This window comes from Methanolobus sp. ZRKC2 (genome assembly GCF_045291185.1).
In the GTDB taxonomy this organism is placed as follows: domain Archaea; phylum Halobacteriota; class Methanosarcinia; order Methanosarcinales; family Methanosarcinaceae; genus Methanolobus.
In genome coordinates this window covers 1381079-1404638 of sequence record NZ_CP146980.1, presented here as the reverse complement: position 1 = coordinate 1404638, position 23560 = coordinate 1381079, and the positions used below count along the sequence as shown (strand labels likewise).

Below are 23560 nucleotides of genomic sequence, written 5' to 3'. Positions count from 1 at the left end.
TGTGGCTTATACGATTTCAGCTCCACCACATAAAAAAGGTAAAATGACTTTTAGTTCTATAAACTGGAGCAAGATACTGGCTCTGTTGCCTGTTAGCCTTATAGCGATATATTTCTTTGGAATACCTGCTCTTGGGATCATACTGGCAGCAGTTATTGCTGCTGTTGTAACAGAGTACGGCATACAACTAATATTCAAACAGGATATTACAATAAAAGACGGCCACGCTGCAATGATCGGACTTATGCTTGCATTATTGATGCCACCGGAAGTTCCTTTATGGTTGCCTGTGGTGGGTAGCTTCTTTGCCATAGCCGTTGGTAAACATGCTTTTGGAGGTGCAGGCTCTTACATATTCACTCCTGTACTGGTCTCATGGGTCTTTATCAGGAGTGCCTGGCCACATCTTATGACACCTGCATCTATTCCACATATCAGCCAATTCTCTGATCTTATTCTTGAGACTGGTGCCGGCTTGCTTGTAGGGGTATCTCCAATCGCGCTCTTAACGGGAGTTTACCTGATCTATAGGAGATACATTGAGTGGAGAGTGCCACTGACATTTTTCCTTACAGTGTTCTTTTTCAACCAGACCATAGCATTTTTTTCTGATATCATACACCTAGTGCAGGAAGGTGTGCTTAACCCTCTGATGTACCTGGCTACCATGTTCACTTTCCTGGAGCTGAACGAAGAATTATCTTATGCATTAATAGGTGTGGTTCTCTTTGGTATACTCTTCCTGTCAACTGACCCGCCAACAACTCCTATTACTAAGAAAGGCCGCCTGATTTATGGAGTTGCATGTGGCCTGCTTGTTTCTATATACGGACTGTTTGGGAACTACGTGGACGGCACTTTGTACGGTATCTTCCTCGCTAACGGCATAGCGTCTTTCATCGAGGCAAGGACTATACCGGGGTCATTCAGTCAGGAATCAGTTCTTGAAAACAGCTACAATCGTGTAATGGCAAAGATTCCCTCTGCCCTGAAATTCGAGGTGATATCTGATGACTGAGTCAAATAAAGATACGATTGTGGTCATAGGTAAACTTGTACTCGTATCGATGTTTGCTGCTTTGCTACTTGGACTAACTTTCATTCCTACCAGTGAACAGCTGGAACAGAACATGATAGCTGCCCAGAAAGAAATTCTGAGTGAACTTGTACCCGAGGCCCAGAACTTCGAGCCTGTAGAGGAGGCAGAGGATGCTGAAGGTCAAAGTAATATCCTATATTATCGCGCAGTGGATGGCTCTGGAAATATCATCGCTTATGCTTTCTTCAAGGAGCAAAGTGGATCACAGGGTCCGATTGTCGTGGCCGGTGCAGTTGATTCTTCCTTCTCAAATGTATTAGGGATGGATGTTTTAAGCCATGAGGAAACCCCGGGATTAGGATCAAAAATCACTTCTACGGATTTTAGAAGCCAGTTTGAGGATGTTCCTGTATCTCAACTTGAACTGTCAAGCTCCGGAGGTTCAATAGATGCTATTACGGGTGCCAGCATTTCTTCAAAAGCGGTTGTAGATGCCATGGATTCAAAGATCGAGGAAATTGAGGATGCAGAGGCTTAGGTGATACTAATGGACCCATTAAGTGAATATATTCGTGGAATTACCAGGGACAACCCGATCATCGGACTGGTATTAGGTCTCTGTCCTGCGTTGGCAGTGACAACGTCAGTTGAAAATGCGATTGGTATGTCAGCAGGTACGGCCTTCGTACTTGTGTTTGCAAATATTTTCGTTTCGGCACTAAGGAAACAGATACCTTCGGCTGTAAGGCTTCCCATATTCATTATAATCATAGCTACCTTCGTATCTATTGTGGATATGCTCATGGAAGCTTATTTCCCGCCTATGTATGCGGCACTGGGTGTTTTTATCCCCCTTATAGTTGTTAACTGTGTCATCATAGGGCGTGCTGAGGCATATGCAAACAAGAACAATGTGTTCTATTCTTTCATAGATGCACTTGGTATCTCCACAGGTTTCCTGCTAGTATTGATGCTGATAGGTGGAATAAGGGAACTTCTGGGAACCGGACAGATAGTGACATTTGGTTATACATTGGTGTCGCTCCCGGCAAACCCTGACGTGACAACTATGATCCTACCTCCGGGTGCATTCCTGACAATAGGGGCTATCATGGCAGTCGTGAACTATCAGAGAGCAAAGAAAAGGGCAAAAGGTGGTTAAGATGGTAGAAAAAGCTTTATTTGCAATTTTCATGGAAGGTGTCTTCATTAAGAATTTCCTGCTAATTCAGTTCCTTGGGTTGTGTTCCTTCGTAGGAGTGACCAAGGATTTCAAGAGTGCTGCGGGAATGTCCGGTGCGGTTATATTCGTTATGGCGATGGCTGCAACGGTTTCTTATGTGATCTACACTTACGTTTTGGTGCCAACGAATATGGAATTCCTTGACCTGATAAGTTTTATTGTGGTCATAGCGGCACTTGTACAGTTGGTTGAGTTCGTTGTAAGAAAGAATATTCCTTCATTGTATCGATCACTTGGTATCTATCTCCCATTGATCACAACAAACTGTGCCGTACTTGGTGTAGTGTTGCTAAACGTACTTTCCGAATATAGTCTTGTGCAGAGTATTGTGTTCGGCATTGCTGCAGGTGTTGGATATACCATTGTAATGCTGATGATGGCATCTATAAGGGAACGTTCGACCTTCGTTCACATTCCTTCATCGATAAGAGGTCTTCCACAGGCTTTCTTTATCGCAACAATGCTGTCATTGGCTTTCGTTAATTACTTCTGGGTGATACCTATATGACCGAGCTCAGCAGTTTCCTGATACAGTCAATGGCTATTCTGGGAGGTCTTGGTCTTGCAGTCGGTATAATGCTTATCCTTGCATCTAAGAAGTTCAGGGTAGAATCAAACCCTCTTGTAGAAGAGATCATTGAGGTTCTTCCCGGTGCAAACTGTGGAGCATGTGGCTTTGCCGGATGTGCCGACTTCGCAGAACGTGTGGTAAATGAAGATGCTCCGATTGATGGCTGTCCTGTGGGAGGCTTTGATGTTGCAAAAGAGATTGGTGGAATTGTCGGGCAGGAGGTTTCCGAGGGTGAGACTGAGTATCCTATTGTTATATGCAACGGAGGTCTCAACTGTGTCGATCGATTCGAGTATGTCGGTTTTGAAGATTGTAAAGCTGTAATGATGCTTTCTGACGGTGAAAAAGGCTGTAATTACGGCTGTATGGGTCGCGGTACATGTGTAAGAGCATGCCCATTTGATGCTATCACAATAGGGGAGGACCGTCTTCCTCATGTTAATAAGAACCTCTGTACCAGTTGTGGACTTTGTATAGCTTCATGCCCCAACGATATCCTGGTCTTTGCAAAGGAGTCTGAAAAGGTACATGTTCGCTGTGTGTCCAGGGACAAAGGAAAGACTGTAAAGGCAGTTTGTAAAGTGGGCTGCATCGGTTGTAAGATATGTGAAAAGAACTGTCCTGAAGATGCTGTTAAGGTCACGAATTTCATTGCTATCATCGATCAGGACAAGTGTACAGCTTGCGGCATATGTGTAGAGAAATGTCCGCAGAATACCATAGAGGCGAGGTAAGATCATGACATATGATACAAAATTAGGTCTAGATGAGAATATAGTTGCGGCTTTAGGCTATGTTGGTATCTGGATAGCAGGCATTATCCTGTTACTCATCGAGCCGAATAACAAATTTGTCCGGTTCCATGCAATGCAGTCTGTTATGGTATTTTTGCCATTGTCCCTGATAATTTTCCTGGTAGCATGGATACCTTATGTAGGATGGATCATAGCTGATTTCATGGGATTCCCGTCTATATTCCTTGCAGTTCTGCTTGCTTTTCTTGCATTCAGGGGTATGAAATTTAAGATACCTCTTATAGGCAACTACGCCTACAAGCTGATATACGAATAAAAATACTTGGGGCAGATGTACTAAGGATTGCCTCAAATATCTTATTTTTATTGTATGCGAAAAGTTAAAAAATAACGCTTACCTATTTATGGCACCAAATACTATTTTTTCCAGCCGGAGGGTTAGACATTAAAGAAGAGATATGGATTGAAAAATACAGGCCCTTTAAGCTTGATGATGTGGTCGGTCAGGTTGAGACTGTCGAAAGATTGAAATCCTATATTAAAACAAGGAACCTGCCTCATCTTTTGTTCTCCGGTCCACCGGGCGTGGGCAAAACAGCCACTGCAGTGTCAATTGCGCGTGAGCTCTTTGCTGACTCATGGCGTGAAAATTTCACAGAACTCAATGCTTCTGATGAGCGTGGAATCGATATTGTCAGGACCAAGATAAAGAACTTCGCGAAAACGTCTCCTATCGGAGGAGCGGATTTCAAGATAATATTCCTTGATGAGGCTGACGCGCTGACATCTGACGCGCAGTCTGCCCTCAGGCGCACAATGGAGCGCTATACCAATAATTGTCGCTTTATTCTTTCCTGTAATTATTCTTCCAAGATAATCGAACCTATTCAGTCAAGATGTGCTGTCTACAGGTTCCGCCCCCTGTCCGATGATGCGGTTGCGGAACGTGTACGTTTTGTAGCTGGCAACGAAGGGCTGGATATTGCCGAGGATGGTGTGGATGCCATTAAATATGTGGCCCAGGGAGATATGAGAAAAGCTATCAATGCGCTCCAGGCTGCCGCATTGATCGCAGATACCATCCACAAGGAGGCTATCTATAAGATCACGGCTACAGCACGTCCTGAGCAGGTCCGTGAGCTTATCGAGACAGCCCTTTCAGGTAATTTTACAGCATCACGAACTCATCTGGACAGCTTTTTGCTGGAACAGGGACTCTCCGGTGAGGATGTCGTCGGCCAGATATACAGGGCAATGTTTGAGGTAGATATCCCTGAAAGAAAAATGGTCGAACTGGTTGATATAATAGCCGAGGTGGATTTCAGGCTGACTGAAGGTGCCAATGAGCGGATTCAGCTTGAATCACTGCTTGCTCACTTTGCATTATCAGGGCCGGAGTGAATTGAATGTCCCTGGAAGATCAGCTTGTTGAGATTTTGAGCTCTGTTCCCGACTGGCTGGCAACCATGATAATTGGTGCTCTCCCCATCGCTGAGTTAAGGGGAGCCATACCTGTTGCAATAGGTATGTACGGAATGGCTCCTGAATATGCATATTTTTTTGCAGTGTTGGGGAACATGATTCCGGTTATTCCTTTGCTTCTTTTCCTTGAACCTGTTTCCTCATACCTGAGACGTTTCAGGGTATTCGATATGTTCTTTTCCTGGCTGTTTGAGAGAACCCGGCGAAACCATACTGAAAAGTTTGAAAAATACGGAACCATGGCGCTTACACTTTTCGTGGCCATTCCTTTGCCTGTTACCGGCGCGTGGACTGGCTGTGTAGCAGCTTTTGTATTCGGGATAGAGTTCAAGCATGCTTTACCGGCAATACTTGTAGGTGTTATGATTGCAGGCCTGATAATGACCTTTGTTACAGTCACAGGGGTAAGCCTGATTGACCTTCTGTCAGGTAATGTCTGAATTTAGAAAAAAATACGTTTTAAAAGAAATCCCGGGCAAGAGTTGAGGACTTATTTGTCCATCATCTCTTTTGCGAGTTTGATATCTTCTGCTTTTACTGTTTTTCTTCCGGCGTGTTCTGCCAGTTTGATCGCTTCCCTTGATATCTCAAGTCCGTAAGACTCAAGCATTTCCGTAAGAGCTACTGCTGCTGATTCACTAACTCTCTGGGCACCAGCGTTCCTTATTACTCTTTCAATGGGTGCAAATGGTATTATTGTCACAAATATCCCTCTATGAAACTTACATCTCCTAATAGAGTATTCTATATAAGCTAATTGGTAAATAAAGTATATAAATATGCCCAATTCTGTATTAGTGTTCAATATCTGCATTTAGTAGATATTTACTTTCTTTTCAATACAATTGGATGCCATGCAGGTTGATTTATCGGATATATTGTTCCAAGAACCTTTTACATCAGGAATCTGATCATTTATGCTTCATCTTCTCGGCAAGGTCCTTTCCCAGTCTATTGCACTCAAGGAGATCCTTCTCTGTTGGTCTGTATTGAATCCTCAACACCGGATCAATTACTTCCATTCCTCCACCGCGCAGTTTCTCAGCTATCTTTACAGGTGCTTCCCCGCTCCATCCATATGATCCGAAAGCTGCTCCTATCTTGTCTTCTACACCGACTTCCACAAGCTTGTCAATAAACTTTGCTATGGGATCAAGCATCGTGTAATAGAAAGTTGAAGAACCAATCGCTATAGCATCATATTGTGCTGCATCTTCAGGATTCCACTCATAGAAATTATTGATCTCTACATTCACGTGACGCTCTGTAGCACCATCTGCAATGGCTTCTGCCATCATTTTCGTATTCCCCTGAGTACTTAAGTAAACTATTGCAAGTTTTGGCATTGATTTTCCCTCCATTGGTGGAGATTGGTCTGTACATTATCCAAACACCACTCCATAAAGCAAGTGCTGTTTGATTGTTGATATATTTTTCTTCCCACATTTTTCTTATTATTTGATTTAACTTTCCGGTTATGTTTATTGCTAATAACCGGATATTCTAAATCAGACTAACCTTCTTTCTAATACGGAGGCTAATATGGAAGATAAAACTGCGCTCCATGTAGAGGAATTAAGCAGGGCGCTTGGGAATGAATATAAGGAAGAGATAAGGGCAGAACTGGAAAAATTACTGAGTTTTAAAGTTCCTCTGGAAGAAGCCAAAAAGACTGTTATCAATAAATTCATGCTGAAGTCTTCATCTGTGGTCCATGTAAAGGACCTTGTCTCTGGGATGAGTGGATTTGAGATCACAGGACGTATCATAAACATTGAAGAAAAAAATGTTGTAGTAAAGGATGAGCACAGGACTATTTTTTCAGGCTCTTTCGGTGACATTACCGGGATATGTTCCTTCACCTGCTGGGATGATATGTCCCTTAAGGCAGGTAATGTTGTAAAGATCAAGAATGCATATGTGAGAATGTGGAATAACCGGACAGAACTTTATTTTGGTAAGCGTTCTGTTATTGAAAAATTACCGGACGATTATCTGGGGGATATTGACACATCATCTCTTTCCGGTCCGAAGAAACTCCGGGACATCTCTTCTATTGATGCGCTTGCAAGTTCTGTTGTAGTTATAATTGAGATGTATCATCGTGATGTTTCTCTGAAAGGTAAGGTCCAGACCATTGTAGAAGGTGTGATGGCAGATGAGACCGGTAAGCTCCCATTTACATCATGGATTCCGCTAGAGAATATCGATATTGGTAGTTTCATAAGGTTCGAAAGCGCGGCTGTAAGGGTTTTCAGAGGTGTACCTTCTATCAACTTCAACGAGAGCACGAACGTTGAATTGATTGAGTACCCTACTGAGCTTCCTTTCACGCTGGAGTCAGCAAGCAAAATGCCTGAACCATCGCTTATTGCTAACATTTTAGAAAAGAACGGAATTTTCGATGTAATTGTTATTGGGGATATTATTTCTGTAAGGCCCGGTTCAGGGGTTATCGAGCGCTGTCCCATATGCAATCGGGTAACACAAAAATCGAATTGCAGGGCCCATGGTCAGGTCGATTGTGTTTCAGACATGCGTATGAAATTGATCCTTGATGACGGGACGGGTTCGGTGCATGTTATGCTTAACAGCGAGCTATCTGAGATCATATACGGAAAAAGCATGTATGAGGCTGAAAAGATGGTTCTTGATTCCATCTCCCGGGATGTGGTATTTGAGGATATGAGGCATAAGCTTACCGGAAAGTATATTGCAGTAAGGGGCAACTCATCAAGGAATGAATTCGGCGTAACCATTGTTGCAAAATCTGCATGGTACCCTGATTATGATTTGAAAGAAAAAGTAGGATCACTGATTAAAAGGATTGATGGAAAAGGTGATGAATGATGGCTGAAAGAGAGATGGCGCACAGACTATTTGCCAAGGAGTTCAATGATTCATGTTTCCAGATCAGTCCCGGTGCAGATATGTCAGGAGAGTCAGAGCTTCACTCGCCCAATTTTCTCGTCACCAAAGCGGGAGCCAAAGTAAATCGCCTTTTTATAGCGGGGGTTGTTACCGAGGTAGAGGACATTGGTAACCAGAAAGGTGGCGAGAAAGAGCTGTGGCGAGCCCGAATCTCCGATCCAACAGGCACGTTTGCAGTCTATTCTGGTAATTACCAGCCGGAAGCGTCTGTATTCCTGTCAACGATTGAAGTACCCTCGTACGTGACGATCGTTGGGAAGGTTCGTTCATATGAACCAGGAGAAGGCTCTGTTTTTGTTTCTATCCGGCCGGAAGAAATCAGTCATGCGAATGAGGACATTCGTAATCGCTGGGTTGTTGAGACTGCGAAACTGACGTTGGACCGGCTTGATATTTTTGAGGATGTTCTTTCGTCCGATATGAAAGAGGCTGAGATAGTTGAATTTCTTTCTAAAAAGGGTGTTCCTTCTTATATGAGGGAGGGAATCTGCCTTGCGTTGGATTACTATCATACCGACCTTTCCTATTTGAAGGACTTAAAAAGTGATATTCGAAACGCTTTGCTGGCGATAGAAAAAGGTTTTTCCTCAAAGTCAGGTTTCCAGTCTGATGCGGAAGATTTGATATTGCATCTTTTAGAGGAAATGAATGAAGGTAAAGGTATGGAATATTCATTACTGGTCAGGGAAGCAAAATCAAAAAATGTGTCTTCAGAAGCTGTTGATTCGGCTGTAAGGTCCCTGCTTTCAAAGGGCCATATATATGAACCGAAAGTAGGTTTTCTGAGGCTGGTTCTTTAATTCAGATATGAATTTGCATTACTTTCAGAAATGGCCGCCATACTTAAATACAGATACATATTAATCCAGAAAAAACATTAAATTCTTGCCAACTACTGAGTACGAGGGTTGATCATGCAAAGTGATGATATTATTGAACAAGTAAGTTCTTGTATAAAAAACATGGAAGGTGTGGGTGATACCCTTATTCTTACAGAAGAAGACCGTGAGACCATAAGGGAACTTGAAAAGAAGGCTGATGAGATGACTTTGATGGGTCTTGGGAAAGGTGACAACAAAGGTGTCAAACAGGTCCTGAATAATGACGTTATATTCGCCTTCACTACGGATATGGATTTCAAATGGCCTGTCGGACCGAATGTTATCCTTATGCATGAAGGCTGTGTAGTTGGTGAGGATGTGGATGATGAAGCCAAACTTGAGGAATTCAAATGTTGCAAAACCAATCTTGTCATAGGCAATATTGTCATTTATGACATAAATGTCCTCAAACGGATGGATACCAAAACAAATCCTCTTATTGTAGTTCTCCCGCCAAAACCTTGTTCGGAAGTTGAAGATCTTCAGGAAGTTTGTAATGCAACACTCGCCTCGCCTTCACCACCAAGTGATGAATATATCAAGGAAAGGCTGGGACTTCAGAACATACACGGCACTGGTACATTCCTTCTCGGATTCGATTTTGAGTGTAACTGCAATTAACTCTGTTTTTAATTTCAGGCGGTCGGGAGTTCCCGGCCAGCTATCTAATCCAATTTATCTTTTTGATTCTAAAAGTCTGCTGTGTTGGAGAATGCTCTTGCTTCTCTGCGTTCTTTCATGAAAACCAGAAATCTCTGACTTCGAGGTTATGAAAACCGCAACCTCAACAGAGGTAGTAATTGTGTAACCCTACTTTAAATAAGAAAATAAACGATTTTCGTTTACGAAAACCGTAATTTCATGAAAAAAGGATATTAATCTATCCCGGATAAATTATTTGTTTTCGTAGATATTCAGAGCTTCTTCCACGGACGCATCGTCTATTGTGATGGCATAAATTGCATTGCACATCCGGATGGCTTCTTCAAGTTCTTTTTGATGGATGTTCCTTCCGGTTGCATTGCCCTGGGCACCGCTTATGTGTATCTGGTCATGCAGCTTTTTCAGGAATGACTCGCATTCATCACTGGAACCTCCTGCACAGACAACCTTTGTCCTGCCGGCAGCCAATACTGCCTCCTTGAATATCTCTTCGGATTTCTTCCCTTCTTTCTTGGGGTAATTTACTTTCACGAAATCCGCATTGAGAGTTGCACCAACACCGGTTGCTCCAGCTATGAGATGTGGATCCTTTTCATCAGCCACTGCTGCTCCTCTTGGATATATCCAGAGCACGGTTACCATTCCGTGTTTGTGTGCATTATATATGAGTTGAGCTGCCTGGTTAAGCATATCAGCTTCGAATTCGCTTCCCAGGTAAATCGTATACCCTATTCCCAGTATTTTAAGACCACTATTTTCGCGGAACTCAACTATTTGTTCCATATCATAAAGCTGATTGCTGAAGGGATCCATTTGTTTTGTTTTTACCAGGTGTGATTTTGAATTTATCTTTACGAGATATGGTACTTCGGGATGGTCCATGCCGTATCTTGCAATAAGTCCAAGCTGAGTAGCAAAAACACCTATCTTCCCCATAGAAGCTATTTTGAAGAGGTGCTCAGGATCATTGTCATCCGCTGGAATTCCCTCTCCGAAAAAATCATCATTCAGATGCTCAACCTTTTGATCACCTGCGAAAAGCATCATTCTTCCTGTTCCCTTTGTGATCTCCATATAATTGTGAAGGTATGTTTCACGAGCTGCCGGAGGGACATCTAAAGGTACCTTTATATCTTCTTCCCGAATTGAAACCATTTGTATCACTCAAACTAAAAATATTTACGATGATATGTGCTTTTTATTGCGTAAGTACCAATAATCACGTTTTTCTATTTTAAACATTGTGTGTGATGTCCGGAAGAATGAAACAGTAATGACTTTGCAGATGACATTAATGAGTAGTTAATGATAATTTTTAATATAATAAATTGTATTTGTATAGACGTAAATTTAATAATCCTGAATTATGTTACTAATATATGCTCATACTGACCCTGGACGAAAGGGCACAAAAAAATATCATGACATTTTATGGATGGACTCATACTGTGATCTGCTCAAATAACATTTACGTTGCATACATCAGTGGAGATTTGTTGTGAACTCTATATACTTTTTAGGCTTAGCAGTTTTTGTGCTTTCCATGAGCATAGTTGCACAATCTCTCAGCAGGCGTTTCAACGTTCCCATTATACTGTTCCTTCTACTTCAAGGTATATTGGCAGGACCTGAAGGGCTGGCTATTATAAACCCGATGTTGTTCGGAGATGGATTGACTGCAATCGTTTCTTTTTCAGTTGCGATAATAGTTTTCGACGGTGGACTCCATATTGATCTCAAGAGTATCCGTACAATACAGAAAACGGCTCTGAAGCTCACGACAATAGGGGTTCTTATAACTTTTATAGGAGCTACTGCTGTAACATATGCTCTTCTTGATCTGCCGATAGAACTTGCAGCTTTGTTTGGAGCGCTGGTAGCTGCTACTGGTCCCACTGTAATAACACCGCTTGTCAGGCAAATTCATGTAAGTCACAAAATAAGCAAGATACTTGAGATAGAGGGTGTCCTTAACGATGCTGCCAGTGTTATCCTTGCAGCGTTCATGTTTGAATGGATAGTATCCCAGTTATCCGGTCTGGAGGCAGTTGCATTCATACTCCAAAGGCTGATTATCGGCCTGATAATAGGTGTTATTAGCGGAGAAATTCTCAAACGTGCACTTTCCAGTGGTTCTCTTGTGACTGATCAGACTGCGAGACTAGTCACACTTACACTTGTCCTGGCAGCATATGTGACATCGGAACTGCTCGGTAATGAATCTGGGATTCTTGCAGTGGCTGTTTTCGGAATAGTGGTTGGTACTTCAAATATTCCCCACAAGCAAGCTCTCAAGGAGTTTAAGTCTGACCTTGTCCTGATAATGTTGTCTCTGATCTTCATATTACTTGCTGCGATGCTGCGTTTCAGGGATGTGCTGAATCTCGGATGGAATGGAATACTTATTGTATTGTTGCTTATAGTTCTTGTAAGGCCTGCCGCAGTTTTCATCTCTACCCTGAATTCCCGCCTGAAGATAAATGAAAAGATGTTTATTTCTTTTATAGGGCCCAGGGGAGTTGTTCCCGCATCCATTGCAACTTACTTTGCATTAAGACTGGATGAGCTGAATATCGAAGGTGGAGAAGTTCTGGTAGGCCTTGTCTTCTTAACAGTAATAATTACAGTAATCATGACAGGAACATTGGGCAGACGTGTGGCCAATGTATTAGGAGTGATACCCATGGAAATTCTAATAATAGGTGGAGGAGAAGTCGGAAAGATTCTGGCCGAAAGATTTGAGAAAAGGGGCGAAAATGTTGTTGTTGTCGATAATTCCAATGATAGGTGTAACCGTTTGCTTAAGCAAGGTATAAGAGCAGTTCATGGGGATGCCGAAGACATAAATGTACTCAAGACTGCGGGTATTGAAAAGGCCAAGTATGTCGTTGCGACAACGGATCAGGACAATACAAACCTCCTGGTGTCACAGATAGCTAAAAGCAAGTTCGGCCTGAAGGAAGAACAGATAGTTGCAAGGGTTAACAGTATGGAAAATCTCCATGCTTTCTGGGATCTTGGTATACGTTCCATGAGTCCTCAGATGACCACGGCTCTTGTACTGGATAACATGGTAGGTAAAAGCTCTATGTTCTCCTTATGTGAGGTCGGTGAAGAAGGTGAGATCCTTGAGGTGAGAGTCACAAACTCAAAAGTTATTGGCAAAGCTATCAAAGAGCTCTCTCTCCCCGTAAACAGTTTGCTTCTGATGATTCGCAGGAATGATAAGTCTCATATTGCAAACGGTAATTTCGTACTTGAATATGATGATCTTGTAACTGTTATTGGCGAGGATGATGCGGCAAAGGAAGTTGCGGATATCCTGCACCGATAAAAGAATAAGAATAACACTCTTTGACCGTGAATGTTCGGGCATCTGCCCGAATACTTTCACCCCGCTTGCTATCTGCATATATACCAGTACTACATACAGTATACTTGCCTCTCTAAAAGACGCACAAACAAGAGGCCCGAGGTTTGAAAATGAAAGAGATTTCACAAGAGATTAACGCAAAGTTTCTGGAATTAGGAGTCGAGATTCCTATTGAGGACATTGAAGAAAGACTGGACAAAATGATCAATAAGTTCAAGGTCCCGAAAGAGGAAGCCAGAAGGAGTGTTGTCAACTATTTTTTGAAGGAATACAACATTCCAAGAAATGATTTTTATACAGGTCAGTCTGAATCACCCCAAAAGAAAGTATCCGAGCTGAATGTTGACGGTAAATGGGTGAATGTAAAAGCTAAAGTGGTACAGCTCTGGGAGAATACTCATGAATCTATATCCCAGGTAGGCTTGATAGGTGATGAGACAGGGACTATCAAATTCACTAAATGGGAGAGTTCTGAGCTCCCCGATCTTGAAGAAGGAAAGAGTTATCTTTTCAAGAGTGTCGTTACCAACGAGTGGAATGGTAAGTTCCAGGTCAATCTCAACAAAAGCAGTTCGGTTGATTCAATTGATGAAGACCTGGAAGTTGGAACATCAACTGCCACGTTTACCGGTGCCATGGTTGATATACAATCCGGTTCCGGACTTATAAAAAGATGTCCTGAATGTAATAGGGCACTGACTAAGGGTGCCTGCATGGAGCATGGCAAGGTTGACGGAATCTATGACCTGAGGATAAAAGCTGTACTGGATGATGGTCTCACGACACAAGATTCTATCATAAAAAGAGAAATTACCGAGGAAATAACAGGTCTGAACCTTGAGAGTGCAATTTCCCTTGCCGCAGATGCCCTTGACCAGGGTGTTGTGCTTGAGCAAATGAAAAAGATACTTGTCGGTAAATATTATACGATCAGTGGTTCCCGGGTGGAGAGATACCTTTTGGTTGATTCAATAGACGAAAGAACGGTTCTGGATCAGGTGGAACTGGATGAGCTGATTAATGCCGCAGAGGTGGTATAAATGGCAGGTTATACAAGGGAAGTCGCACGAAGAGTCTTCGCCCAGGAGTTCAGGGAATCTGATCTGACCTATAAGGATGGTGATGACCAGTATGCACCGCAGTATCTTCTTACACCTACAGGTGCCAGGGTAAACCGCATGTTCATAGTCGGTACACTTGTTGAAAAAGAAGATATAGGAAGTGATTCCGAATACTGGCGTGGTAGAGTTATAGACCCTACAGGCTCCTTTATGATATATGCGGGACAATACCAGCCAGAAGCTGCTCAGGTTCTTGCGGAGTGTGAAACTCCTGCTTTTGTTGCAATTGTCGGTAAACCAAGTACTTATACTACCGGGGAAGGAGATGTGCTTACATCAGTACGTCCGGAATCGATCTTTGTGGTTGACGGGCAGACAAGAGATCTATGGGTAGTCGATACTGCAAAGAAAACCCTGGCTCGCCTGAAAGAGCTTGGTAATGATTCTCCCGACGTTGTAAAGGCAAAGGAGCACTACGATCCTGATGTGAAGCATTATTATTCAATGGTCTCGCAGGCTCTCAAGTCATTAAAAGAGACTTTTTGATAGTCCACAGGACTTTTTTTGGTGCATACGATTGCACCTTTTTTTTATATCCATATTACCAAAACAGTGACCAAAAGTGTCATATGCCTCTGCATCATTTTTAATTTTGAAGGTGATTTAATGAAAACCTATCTCCTACTCTGGTATAGTAGTGAGGGTGCCATGCCTTCAGAGGTAAACAGGAGTCTCATGTCTCTGGGGTTCAAGCCTGTTCAAGGTACCTATGACTATGTATATGACTGGAGCGATAATGTGGAACTGGATGAAATAGTCCGCTTTGGCGACAAGGTACAGATGACTCTGAAAGGCACAGGTGTAATGTTCAAAACAGAGACGGTAGATGGCAAGGGACAGAAATAACATCCTGTTCTATTTCTCACCGAGTTTTCTGGAAAAATCAATATAGCTACACGATTGTCCGGTAATCTCGATCAGTTTCGTACTTACAGAACCATTGTCTATTACAAGCTCCACTGCACACGGATCTGACATTCGCGGTTTGGTCGGTGATCCGGGACATATCAGAAGTACATCATTCTTTTCTATTATTGGCCTGTGCAGGTGGCCAAAAACGAGTATATTCACACCCATTTCAAGTGCTTTGTACTTTATAGGTGCCGTGTCTACAATAGAAAGAGCTCCCTGGTGCACTATACCTATTTTTACTCCTTCAACTTCAAAAATAAGCTCTTCCGGCAGCAGCTTTCTAAGTTCTTTCTCATCACTGTTACCATGCACGGCTCTTAATTTTCCGGTAGACTCCAGTGCCTTGTAAAAAGCCAGTGAGCTGAAATCTCCGGCATGTACTATTAGGTCATAGTCCTCTATGATCGCAGACAGGTATTGTGGGATTTCTCCTTTTTCGATATGTGTATCAGAAATAAGAATGCATCTCACTGTCATTATAAATTCCTTATGATCGATTACTGTATACTCAGATCTACGAGTTCGTATTCAAGGTTCTCTGCTTCAAGCCGACTCAGGATAACAGGCACTTCTTCATCGATTGCCAGTACCAGAGAAGATAATCCATGATATGCAGCTTCAATAACGGATTCTTTGGCGCCGAACATTACATCCGGTTGCATATCTATTTTTTTCAAAGCAACCAGTGATTCCACACCAACAGTAGCAATGTAGGCCTTTGATTTAGCTAATGACCGCAGGCGTTCAAGATCGACATTCTTTGATCCTCCACGTTCGATCCTTGGTACCCTGCAGATGGTTATGCTAGCATTTTCAAGATCAATGAGTCCCATGAGATCTGTTACTCCCACATCTTCTCCCTTCTTTGCATTGGAGATCGTAGTACCTGAAGCGCTTGTTACTTCCTGGGTTCCTACATACAGGAGTCCTTTATTCATTCTAAGGTAAACCTTTGTACCTTTGTCAAGATCTTCTTCTGCAATGGCCGTCCAGGTTGAAACATGGCTTATGATATCACTCATCACATAGCGCGCATAACGTTTCATATCATTTGCATTCTCGAGTACCCATTCCACACCCTGTTTGGTAATGCGGTAACGTACCCTTCCTTCGGAATAAATATGTCCCTCTGCAACAAGTTCTTTTATGTATTCAGAAACAGCCTGTGGAGTAACACCTATCTTTTCAGCGATCTCTTTCTGTCTGACATTCGGCTGGTGTGCAGCTACTTCTATCAGTATCTGAAACTTGGTTATGCCACTTTTACTATGAAGGAGTTCTATCATTCTTTTTCCTCATCCATCATCTTTAACCTTTGTCCCATCACAGACAGCTTATCAGAACGTCTGGCAACAGCACGTATATACAAAGGGCTCTTGTTCAATGCCCTGGTAAGGCTACTCATTGAATTATTGCCCTGCTCTACTAAATTTTCAAGTTCTTCGATGATGTCCGTTACCTCTTCATATGGCATGAAGGTCAGCATTATAATGTCACTCATATCCTCAAAAGAGCATTGAAAATTAGTCTGGACTTTAGAATATGATGTACGATATTCCTTCTCAGGTGTTTTTCCCGGTTCAGGCATATGCCACTGACTTTCGATGAGTCCGCTTTTTTTGAGTATACTGATGCTGGGTGTGACATCAGTACCCAATACTTCTTCCAGATCATCCTTAGTCATCCATAGATTTAGTAGTTCATCAAAAACTTTTTTGTGTCTCTTTGATCCAAAAACTTGAAGCAGAGGTACGAGTTCAGAGGGGTCATTAATAATTCTTGTTCGTTTACTCATTTAATTACCTCATATAATGGACCTGTTATAACCACATTCGAACTTCTCCATATGTTCATGTGGGGGATGTCGCTTGCCCAAATCAATGTAATTTAGTACCTCTTATATTGGCTTTTGATAAATAAATGTGTTTTGTTTTCACACAGTTTCAAAATGCAAACCTATCCCGCTCTCAGTCCACTCAAAGCAAGGAACATTACGTTTGTGAGTGTCTGTTTTTTCATGAAGTGTACGGATCAGGAGTTCCATGAAGATCCGCTTTTCTTTTTAGGGGAAGTCAACAGGATTTACCTTTAATGTAATTAATTGCCCTTATAGTTACCTCATCTAAGTTTTGAAAGATTTTAACCGATAGGTTTATCCAAGTCTGTTATCAATACTGATACGAGAAAAACATGCCTGAAAATCTTCATTCCAGCATCAATGAAATCTTGGAAGGTAAACAGCTTTCTATAAGCGCTATAACACGTGAGCTAAAAGAAATCGGTGTTAATGAACATCGTCTAATTATGACGGGTTATTTGCGTGCTCTGCGGGACATGAAAAAACTTGAGGAGATTGACATTCCTCCATCCAAAGTATATAAGAAAATTGATGACAAAGAGGATCATTCTCAGGCTGATATCCATTCCCTTATTGCTAAGGAAATAAAACATTTTGACCATAATATCAGTCTTCCACTTGCTGTTTATGTAGTTACTAATATACTTGACAGGCCTGTTTTCAGAGAAGAACTGTCTATGATGGGCTTCCATTCCAAGAATATAAATGATCACCTTTCCCGTCCAGATTGCATGATAAAAGAGTCGCGCAATGAAAACATCAAGGAATATAGTTCAGGCATAACAAAATTATCTATTCCTCCTGCTGATCCTGCGTATGAGGCAAATCTGTTAGACAATGACCTTCTTAAAGATGCCAATTGTCTACTCATAAAGATGCTCAGGTTGTCGCTGGATATGAGTGGTCTTACTCCCAGAACAAAGAAAACAACAATTGCTGATTTCGGATAACAACGGATTCAAAAGCAAAACAACAATAGTATGACTAAAGTGCGAGTTGCCTGCATCCAGACAGATATCTGTCTGTGCCACAAAGAGAAGAATGTTAAAAATGCCATTTATATGGTCAGACAGGCAATCTCAGAGGGTGCTGAGGTTATAGTGCTACCGGAAGTTTTTTCCACCGGTTTTTGTTATGATCACATTTCCGGCTCATCCGAGAGCCCGGAAGGACCAACCCTAAAAATCCTCTCTGATCTTACAAAGGAAAGCAACTGTGTCATTATATCCTCTATAATTGAAAAAGAACAATCAATGGAAGAGGAAAAATACTTCAATCTTGGCTTTTGCCTGGATACAGGTGTAGTCACTGGTACTTATCGGAAAACTCATCTTTTTATGAGGGAAAAGCAGTATTTTACTCCCGGAAGCATGATTGTTCCAATAAGTCTTCAAAGTAAAGATCTTGTAATTGGCCTTCAGATATGCTATGAGTTGAGATTTCCAGAAGTAGCAAGAAAACTTTCCCTTATGGGTGCTGACATTCTTGTAACGGTTGCTGAATTTCCAAAACCCCGAAAGGAATTGTGGCAGACTCTTGTCAGGGCAAGGGCCATAGAGAACCAGATTCCGCACATTGCCTGCAACCGCACAGGCAGTGATCCAGACTCTTCCTTTTTCGGAAGTTCAATGATTGTAGATGCTTCGGGTGAGGTAAAAAAGGAAGCCGGTGAAGAAGAATCTATCCTGATATATGACATAGACACGGCGCAGACATCAGATGTCAGGGAAACGATAACTGTTTTAAAGGACCTGAGAACTGATATCTACTGAACTGTCTGCTAACTTTTAACGATTGAGTGTTACCCAGAAGACGCTTCCCCTTTCTCCCGAAGGATTGTCTTCGACACCAACATCACCATCATGAAGCTCCATTATGCGTTTTACAATGGCCAGTCCAAGTCCTGTTCCCTTTATGTTTGTTTTTCCTGCGCGTTCAAAGCGATCAAATATAAGGGGCTTATCACGATCGGAAATGCCCTCTCCTTCATCAGAGATTGATATTTTCCATCCGCTGTTGTTCCATTCGGAAACCTTAACCTTAACCTTGGTTCCCTCTGGTGAGTACTTTATGCTGTTGGAGATAAGATTGGAGAATACTTCCTCTATTATTGTATTAACCCTTGCAGGGTAATTCTTTTCTGGGTTGAATTCTATCTCTATCTGTTTTTCATCAGCTTTTGGCTGGAGGTTTTGTATAACTTCTTCAAGGATACTTCCAATATCTAATTCTTTGAAGTCCAGTTCTTCAACACTTTCCAGTTTAGCAAGGCGAGATGCATTCTCTATCATTTCGATGAGCTTGAGGTTGTTTCTCTCAATCACCTTCAGGGCTGTAGTCTTCTGCTCATCTTCTTCATACTCCAGGAGGTGTTCTACGTATCCCTTAACAACAGTAGCAGGATTTATGAGATCATGCCTGAGAATGTCAGTAAAGAGGTCCTTTAATTCATTGGAATGTTTGAGTTGTTTAAAGTACTGCTTTAGTTTTTTTTCAGCAGCCATCCTCTCCCTTACTTCTATTTCCAGCTCCCGGTTCTTTGAGTTCAGTTCCGATGTCTTTGTCTCTATCTGGTTCTTCAGTACAAAGCTTAGAATTATGAAGAGAAGTAGAAGACCGCCGCCGATTCCTACTGTAAGCTTTAGCCATGTGGGACTTTCCCAGGTGTTAAGGTTTGCAGATTGGCTGTCTTGCGAAAAACGATAAATATAAGTGGGATTCTCCTTTAGCTGCTCAACATGCATGTCTATGGTTTCCACCATTTGTGAGCTTGAGTTCTTAGGCAAGGCAAAGACCATGTCCGTAGGAGTTATCACAAAAGACATTTTGTGTAGAGTGTATTCCTTCTCAAAGGCATCTCCATACAGGTTTGAAACAATTCCTACATCAGCTTCTTTTTCATTCACCAGTTCAAGAACTTCCCCGTAGCTGTCTACTTCTACAAACTGAAAACTGGTGTTCGTATTCGTAAGACTTGCATTAAGGTCTTTGTAAAATATGTCAGAACTGTAAACAGCTATCTGCTTTCCCTGAAGGTCCTGCATGGAGCGTATCCCGGAACCCGCATATGTATAGGCAACACCCCATGCTGTGGTAATACTTTCACTTGTAAATGTATACTTTTCATCCATTTCAGGTGAATGGGGGACCGCAACCAGAATATCAATGTCGCTGTTGTCCAGTCTTTCAAGATTCTCTTCCCATGAACCCCGGATATAAGTTACTTCCCAACCTTCATCTTCTGCAATGGCTCCGATTATATCCACGTAAGGGCCAGTCACGTCCTCATTTTCACTAAAAGATACAAGGGGTTCATTAGGAAAGACACCTATTCGGACAACATTGTCAGAGTTGTCTGCAAGGGAGGTAGGCATCAGTAGTATAAGGAATACTAATATAAGGAATTTCAGAATTCCTCTGGATCTGAAATATTTAGTTTCAGGGCTTATACCTTCCCTTTTGAAGCAACTATGCATTATATAAAATATATCCAACTTTAATATATATTTATTTATTAGAATTTCTATGTACTTTGCAGTAATCTATTCCTGATGTTTTCGGGAAACCTGATAAAACAGTGAATTAAACAAAAAAGTATGGCAAAGTCTGCCTGACAATGCCGTAGAAAGTTTTATTCAAGATATATTGCAGGTCTCAGGGGTGCTGCAAATCTTGACTTATTTTCAGGGTCATATTCCGGTGAATCTGCTGTATATACTTCAATCGGGCAACCGATTTCATTTGAAAGGCATCCGCTATTCTCTCGGAGTATATTCTGTTCATCAAGATTAAAATCAAGCAACATCTCGAACCTTTCTGTTTTCATACTTGTAATGTCCGGGACAAGCTTCTGCACGTACTTCGGTATCTCTTTTCCATACCGGCGATTCTCCGGGTCTGCCATGAGAGTCTTGATAAGTTTTCCGGGATTAAGCTCATCATCCTTCCTCATCTTCAGGGCCAGCTTGAATGCTTCTGTTTTCCACGCAGGAGATGTATAAAGCACAGCCTTCTTTGGAGTGAGTTTTGTAACCTTGATAATCTCCTCAATGTCTGACAGTGTGTTACAGATAAGTTCCTCTGCAAGTTCAGCATCGTTGTCCACATGCTCAGGGGAGAATATCGGATACGGTGCCATTGATACAAAGTCTCTTCCACTGTGCCCCATCGCAGACCAGATTTCTTCACATACATGAGGTGTGAAAGGCGCCATCAGACGTATCCATGTGTCAAGTACGTCATAGAGAACCGCACTTCCACCACGTCTCTGGTACCATTTTACATCATTATAGAGCAGGAAGAAAGAATTCTGCAATGCACCCCTTGTCCTGATAGATGTCATATCGTTATTTGTATCTCTTACGAACTGCTGCAGCCTGCTGAGCATCCAGCGGTCGATGAGTTGCAATTCACCCTCTATTCCTGATTTTGCTCCGGAATCGATTATCTCCTTAGCCAGCTTGTAGAACCTTTCCATCTGTTTTTTAGCACTTTCCACTCCTGTATTTTTCCAGTCAGCATCCTGGGTTTGCTCTGCGCTGGAAAGAATGTACATGCGTGAGACATCAGCACCGTATGTATCTACTGCTTCTTTCATGGTCAGGATGGGCCCCTTTGACTTACTCATCTTCTGGCCCTCCAGCGATACAAAGCCATTTACAGCCATTGCACGTGGCCATTTATCCTCGTCAAATATTGCTACGTGATGGAAGAGGAAGAAAAGCAGGTGGTTTGGCACGAGGTCCTTCCCGGAAGATCTGAGGTCTACAGGATACCAGTAATCGAAGTCCGCTTTCATGTTTGCGATAAGCGGTTCATCGAGTCCTGTATCTTTTGCAGTTTCCTGTACCGTACCTTTCCCGAGCAACACATAGTCGAAAAGTGAGGGTTTTAATTGCACTGGCAGAATTCCATTTGAAAAAAACTTGTTGGTAATATAATATGACATATATATAGTCGAATCTCCAAGGGATTCGATAAGCCAATCTGTGTCAAAGGGCAGCTTTGTACCAAGTCCCTTCTTTCTGGCGCATGCCTTATCTTTGAGCCAGTCAACCTTATTGTTGAATTCGACCCGGATCTCTTCCGGGATTATTTCCATGTTTTCAATGCACCTGTAAACTTTGTCCTTCCACTCTGGGTTGGAATAGTTCAGGAACCACTGTCCTTTGACCATGTTCACTACACATGGAGTTCCGCAGCGACAAACTACTGGTTCACTGAATTCGTAGAATATTTCTCCAATTCCTTTTTCAAGAAGGTCACGTGTCAGTACATCTTTTATCTTTGAGACGGCAATTCCTGCGTATTCGCCGGTATTTTCCTTTAGTACGCCACCATGAAACTCGCGTCGGTATACAAGTTTGGTTGCCTCTTCTGCTTTTGGGTCTTTCTGGTCTTTTACCCCTAGCTGTTCAACAGCATCAACAGCAGGGAATTCCCCGAAATCCTTCACTTCGATAAGTGAGATTAGATCTATATCACGTACGTTCTCATTAATTCCATATTCGGAAAGATCTCGATCATACAGGTCCTTGACAGCGAGGTAATCGTAAGGTGCATGGGCAGGAACACTCATAACTATGCCGCTCCCGTTGCCTGCTTTAACAAAGGATGCTGGTAGTGTGATAACCTCTTTCCCTGTCAGTGGGTTCTTTACCTTGATTCCAATGATAGATTCCGAGGGAACGCTTTCTATAAATTCGACTTCCCTGTCCGTGTAGGTGAGTTTGTTATACGCTTCTTTGCTGACTACCCAGAACTCCTCTTTTCCGTCTTGTTTTACCTTAATCTTAACATGCTCAATTTCCGGGTTAACCCAAAGGTTTGTGACACCGAAAATAGTTTCAGGCCGCAGGGTAGCACAGGGTAGAATAAGTCCGTCATACTCAAATTTTATGAAAGTGAAGTCTACTATAGTTGCATCCTCGCCGTGGAGGATATCATGATCTTCAACCGGGTTATTGTCATTTGGACACCATTTTACAGGATGTGATCCCTTTACGATAAGGCCTTTGTCATGCAGAAGGTTGAATTGCCATTCGATGAACTTCTTATATGTTGGGTCAGTAGTGGTGAATTTTCTACGCCAGTCAATGGAATAACCAATTGAGCGCATTGCAATTTCCGCTTCTACACTGAAATAGTCAACTATCTTTTCCGGCGTATCCAGTGAAGGCAGGATTTCTTCCGGTATTTTGTGTAGCCTTGAGTAGACGTCCATAGTCTGCGGGTCCCTATTGGCGATGAGTTCCGCAAGACCTACTATGGGTGTCCCTGTAACGTGAAATCCCATGGGATAAAGTACATTGTAACCGAGCATTCTTCTGTGCCTTGCAACTACGTCACCAATCGTGAAGGTCCTTGTGTGTCCAGCGTGTAAGTTGCCGTTTAGATAAGGGTAAGGGATTGTTATGAAGAATTTCTCCCTATTGTCGGGTTCAGGTTCGAAGACCCGGCTCTCGTTCCAACGGCTTTGCCATTTATTTTCTATTACATGCGGATTATAGTCCTGTTCCATTGTTCGCACCTTCTCACGCCGGTTTTGATCTTTGATGAAATTGTAATTTAGTTAGTAAAATGCAAATATTAACTTTATGTCTTTAACTTTGAAAAGACAACCTTTCTAATATTAGGCTCTTGTGCTGCTAATAAGTGCCAAGCTAAATAAAACAAACGGAAATAACACAATTTTCTTATTTTTGAACTTCAAACAAGTAGAAAAAATTAGT

General features: G+C 42.1%; 26 protein-coding genes. 18 read left to right on the top strand and 8 right to left on the bottom strand.

Going from position 1 to position 23560, the window contains the following annotated elements:
• The first annotated feature begins 1 nt into the window (after position 1).
• From rnfD to V7O62_RS06480, 8 genes are all read left to right on the top strand, one after another.
• On the top strand, positions 2–1018 hold the full coding sequence (gene rnfD / locus V7O62_RS06515) for an Rnf electron transport complex subunit RnfD (protein WP_406658194.1): 1017 nt from the start codon (positions 2–4) through the stop codon (positions 1016–1018).
• A complete protein-coding gene (gene rnfG / locus V7O62_RS06510; RefSeq protein ID WP_406658193.1) occupies positions 1011–1577 on the top strand; it encodes an Rnf electron transport complex subunit RnfG in 567 nt (188 codons plus the stop codon). The genes rnfD and rnfG overlap by 8 nt, the downstream gene beginning before the upstream one ends.
• A 9-nt stretch (positions 1578–1586) precedes the next feature.
• Complete coding sequence (rnfE, locus tag V7O62_RS06505; RefSeq protein WP_406658192.1) at positions 1587–2201, top strand: Rnf electron transport complex subunit RnfE; 615 nt, start codon at positions 1587–1589, stop codon at positions 2199–2201.
• A gap of 1 nt (position 2202) precedes the next feature.
• Positions 2203–2790, top strand: a complete 588-nt coding sequence (gene rnfA / locus V7O62_RS06500) for an Rnf electron transport complex subunit RnfA (protein WP_406658191.1) — start codon at positions 2203–2205, stop codon at positions 2788–2790.
• Positions 2787–3587, top strand: a complete 801-nt coding sequence (gene rnfB, locus V7O62_RS06495; protein WP_406658190.1) for an Rnf electron transport complex subunit RnfB — start codon at positions 2787–2789, stop codon at positions 3585–3587. The genes rnfA and rnfB overlap by 4 nt, the downstream gene beginning before the upstream one ends.
• A gap of 4 nt (positions 3588–3591) precedes the next feature.
• Positions 3592–3924, top strand: a complete 333-nt coding sequence (locus V7O62_RS06490) for a DUF4870 domain-containing protein (RefSeq protein WP_406658189.1) — start codon at positions 3592–3594, stop codon at positions 3922–3924.
• Positions 3925–4052: 128 nt separating this feature from the next.
• Positions 4053–5009 carry a replication factor C small subunit gene (locus V7O62_RS06485; RefSeq protein WP_406658263.1) on the top strand — a complete coding sequence of 319 codons (957 nt, stop codon included), beginning with the start codon at positions 4053–4055 and terminating at the stop codon, positions 5007–5009.
• A gap of 5 nt (positions 5010–5014) precedes the next feature.
• Positions 5015–5530, top strand: a complete 516-nt coding sequence (locus V7O62_RS06480) for a COG2426 family protein (protein ID WP_406658188.1) — start codon at positions 5015–5017, stop codon at positions 5528–5530.
• A gap of 50 nt (positions 5531–5580) precedes the next feature.
• Here the strand turns inward: V7O62_RS06480 and V7O62_RS06475 are convergent, their stop codons facing one another.
• Positions 5581–5793 (bottom strand): histone family protein, encoded by a 213-nt coding sequence (locus V7O62_RS06475; RefSeq protein WP_406658187.1) that lies wholly within the window; start codon positions 5791–5793, stop codon positions 5581–5583.
• Positions 5794–6001: 208 nt separating this feature from the next.
• Positions 6002–6436, bottom strand: coding sequence for a flavodoxin domain-containing protein (locus tag V7O62_RS06470; protein ID WP_406658186.1), 435 nt, complete (start codon positions 6434–6436; stop codon positions 6002–6004).
• A 196-nt stretch (positions 6437–6632) separates the two neighbouring features.
• On the opposite strand from V7O62_RS06470, the gene V7O62_RS06465 reads away from it, so the two are divergent.
• From V7O62_RS06465 to V7O62_RS06455, 3 genes are all read left to right on the top strand, one after another.
• Positions 6633–7940, top strand: coding sequence for a Single-stranded DNA binding protein (locus V7O62_RS06465; protein ID WP_406658185.1), 1308 nt, complete (start codon positions 6633–6635; stop codon positions 7938–7940).
• Positions 7937–8821, top strand: a complete 885-nt coding sequence (locus V7O62_RS06460) for an RPA family protein (RefSeq protein WP_406658184.1) — start codon at positions 7937–7939, stop codon at positions 8819–8821. Before V7O62_RS06465 ends, V7O62_RS06460 begins: the two co-directional genes overlap by 4 nt.
• A gap of 114 nt (positions 8822–8935) precedes the next feature.
• On the top strand, positions 8936–9523 hold the full coding sequence (locus tag V7O62_RS06455; RefSeq protein ID WP_406658183.1) for a hypothetical protein: 588 nt from the start codon (positions 8936–8938) through the stop codon (positions 9521–9523).
• Between the two features lie 273 nt (positions 9524–9796).
• On the opposite strand, the gene V7O62_RS06450 is transcribed toward V7O62_RS06455, so the two are convergent.
• Complete coding sequence (locus V7O62_RS06450; protein WP_406658182.1) at positions 9797–10720, bottom strand: aldolase; 924 nt, start codon at positions 10718–10720, stop codon at positions 9797–9799.
• Positions 10721–11063: 343 nt separating this feature from the next.
• On the opposite strand from V7O62_RS06450, the gene V7O62_RS06445 reads away from it, so the two are divergent.
• The 4 genes from V7O62_RS06445 to V7O62_RS06430 all read left to right on the top strand — a co-directional run bounded on the left by V7O62_RS06445 (position 11064) and on the right by V7O62_RS06430 (position 14905).
• Positions 11064–12899, top strand: coding sequence for a cation:proton antiporter (locus tag V7O62_RS06445; RefSeq protein WP_406658181.1), 1836 nt, complete (start codon positions 11064–11066; stop codon positions 12897–12899).
• Between the two features lie 149 nt (positions 12900–13048).
• Positions 13049–13978, top strand: coding sequence for a replication factor A (locus V7O62_RS06440; protein ID WP_406658180.1), 930 nt, complete (start codon positions 13049–13051; stop codon positions 13976–13978).
• Complete coding sequence (locus V7O62_RS06435; protein WP_406658179.1) at positions 13979–14545, top strand: RPA family protein; 567 nt, start codon at positions 13979–13981, stop codon at positions 14543–14545.
• A gap of 120 nt (positions 14546–14665) precedes the next feature.
• Complete coding sequence (locus tag V7O62_RS06430) at positions 14666–14905, top strand: hypothetical protein (RefSeq protein WP_406658178.1); 240 nt, start codon at positions 14666–14668, stop codon at positions 14903–14905.
• Between the two features lie 9 nt (positions 14906–14914).
• Here V7O62_RS06430 and V7O62_RS06425 read toward each other — a convergent pair whose 3' ends face one another.
• The 3 genes from V7O62_RS06425 to V7O62_RS06415 are packed head-to-tail and all read right to left on the bottom strand — an operon-like array spanning position 14915 to position 16766.
• Positions 14915–15442: a YfcE family phosphodiesterase gene (locus V7O62_RS06425; RefSeq protein ID WP_406658262.1), complete on the bottom strand. Its 528-nt coding sequence runs from the start codon at positions 15440–15442 to the stop codon at positions 14915–14917.
• 26 nt (positions 15443–15468) lie between these two features.
• A complete protein-coding gene (locus tag V7O62_RS06420) occupies positions 15469–16257 on the bottom strand; it encodes a MarR family transcriptional regulator (protein ID WP_406658177.1) in 789 nt (262 codons plus the stop codon).
• Positions 16254–16766, bottom strand: a complete 513-nt coding sequence (locus V7O62_RS06415) for an ArsR family transcriptional regulator (RefSeq protein ID WP_406658176.1) — start codon at positions 16764–16766, stop codon at positions 16254–16256. The genes V7O62_RS06420 and V7O62_RS06415 overlap by 4 nt, the downstream gene beginning before the upstream one ends.
• 153 nt (positions 16767–16919) lie before the next feature.
• Here V7O62_RS06415 and V7O62_RS06410 point away from each other — a divergent pair, with 153 nt between their 5' ends.
• The 3 genes from V7O62_RS06410 (at position 16920) to V7O62_RS06400 (ending at position 18601) form a co-directional block, all read left to right on the top strand.
• Entirely contained in the window at positions 16920–17063 is a 144-nt protein-coding gene (locus tag V7O62_RS06410; RefSeq protein WP_406658175.1) for a hypothetical protein, read from the top strand.
• Positions 17064–17161: 98 nt separating this feature from the next.
• Positions 17162–17779, top strand: coding sequence for a hypothetical protein (locus tag V7O62_RS06405; protein WP_406658174.1), 618 nt, complete (start codon positions 17162–17164; stop codon positions 17777–17779).
• A gap of 30 nt (positions 17780–17809) precedes the next feature.
• Complete coding sequence (locus V7O62_RS06400) at positions 17810–18601, top strand: carbon-nitrogen family hydrolase (protein WP_406658173.1); 792 nt, start codon at positions 17810–17812, stop codon at positions 18599–18601.
• A gap of 15 nt (positions 18602–18616) precedes the next feature.
• Here the strand turns inward: V7O62_RS06400 and V7O62_RS06395 are convergent, their stop codons facing one another.
• The gene (locus V7O62_RS06395) at positions 18617–20305 is read right to left on the bottom strand and encodes an ATP-binding protein (protein ID WP_406658172.1); all 1689 of its coding nucleotides are present in this window, start codon (positions 20303–20305) and stop codon (positions 18617–18619) included.
• A gap of 155 nt (positions 20306–20460) precedes the next feature.
• On the bottom strand, positions 20461–23349 hold the full coding sequence (leuS, locus tag V7O62_RS06390) for a leucine--tRNA ligase (RefSeq protein WP_406658171.1): 2889 nt from the start codon (positions 23347–23349) through the stop codon (positions 20461–20463).
• Between the last annotated feature and the right edge of the window lie 211 nt (positions 23350–23560).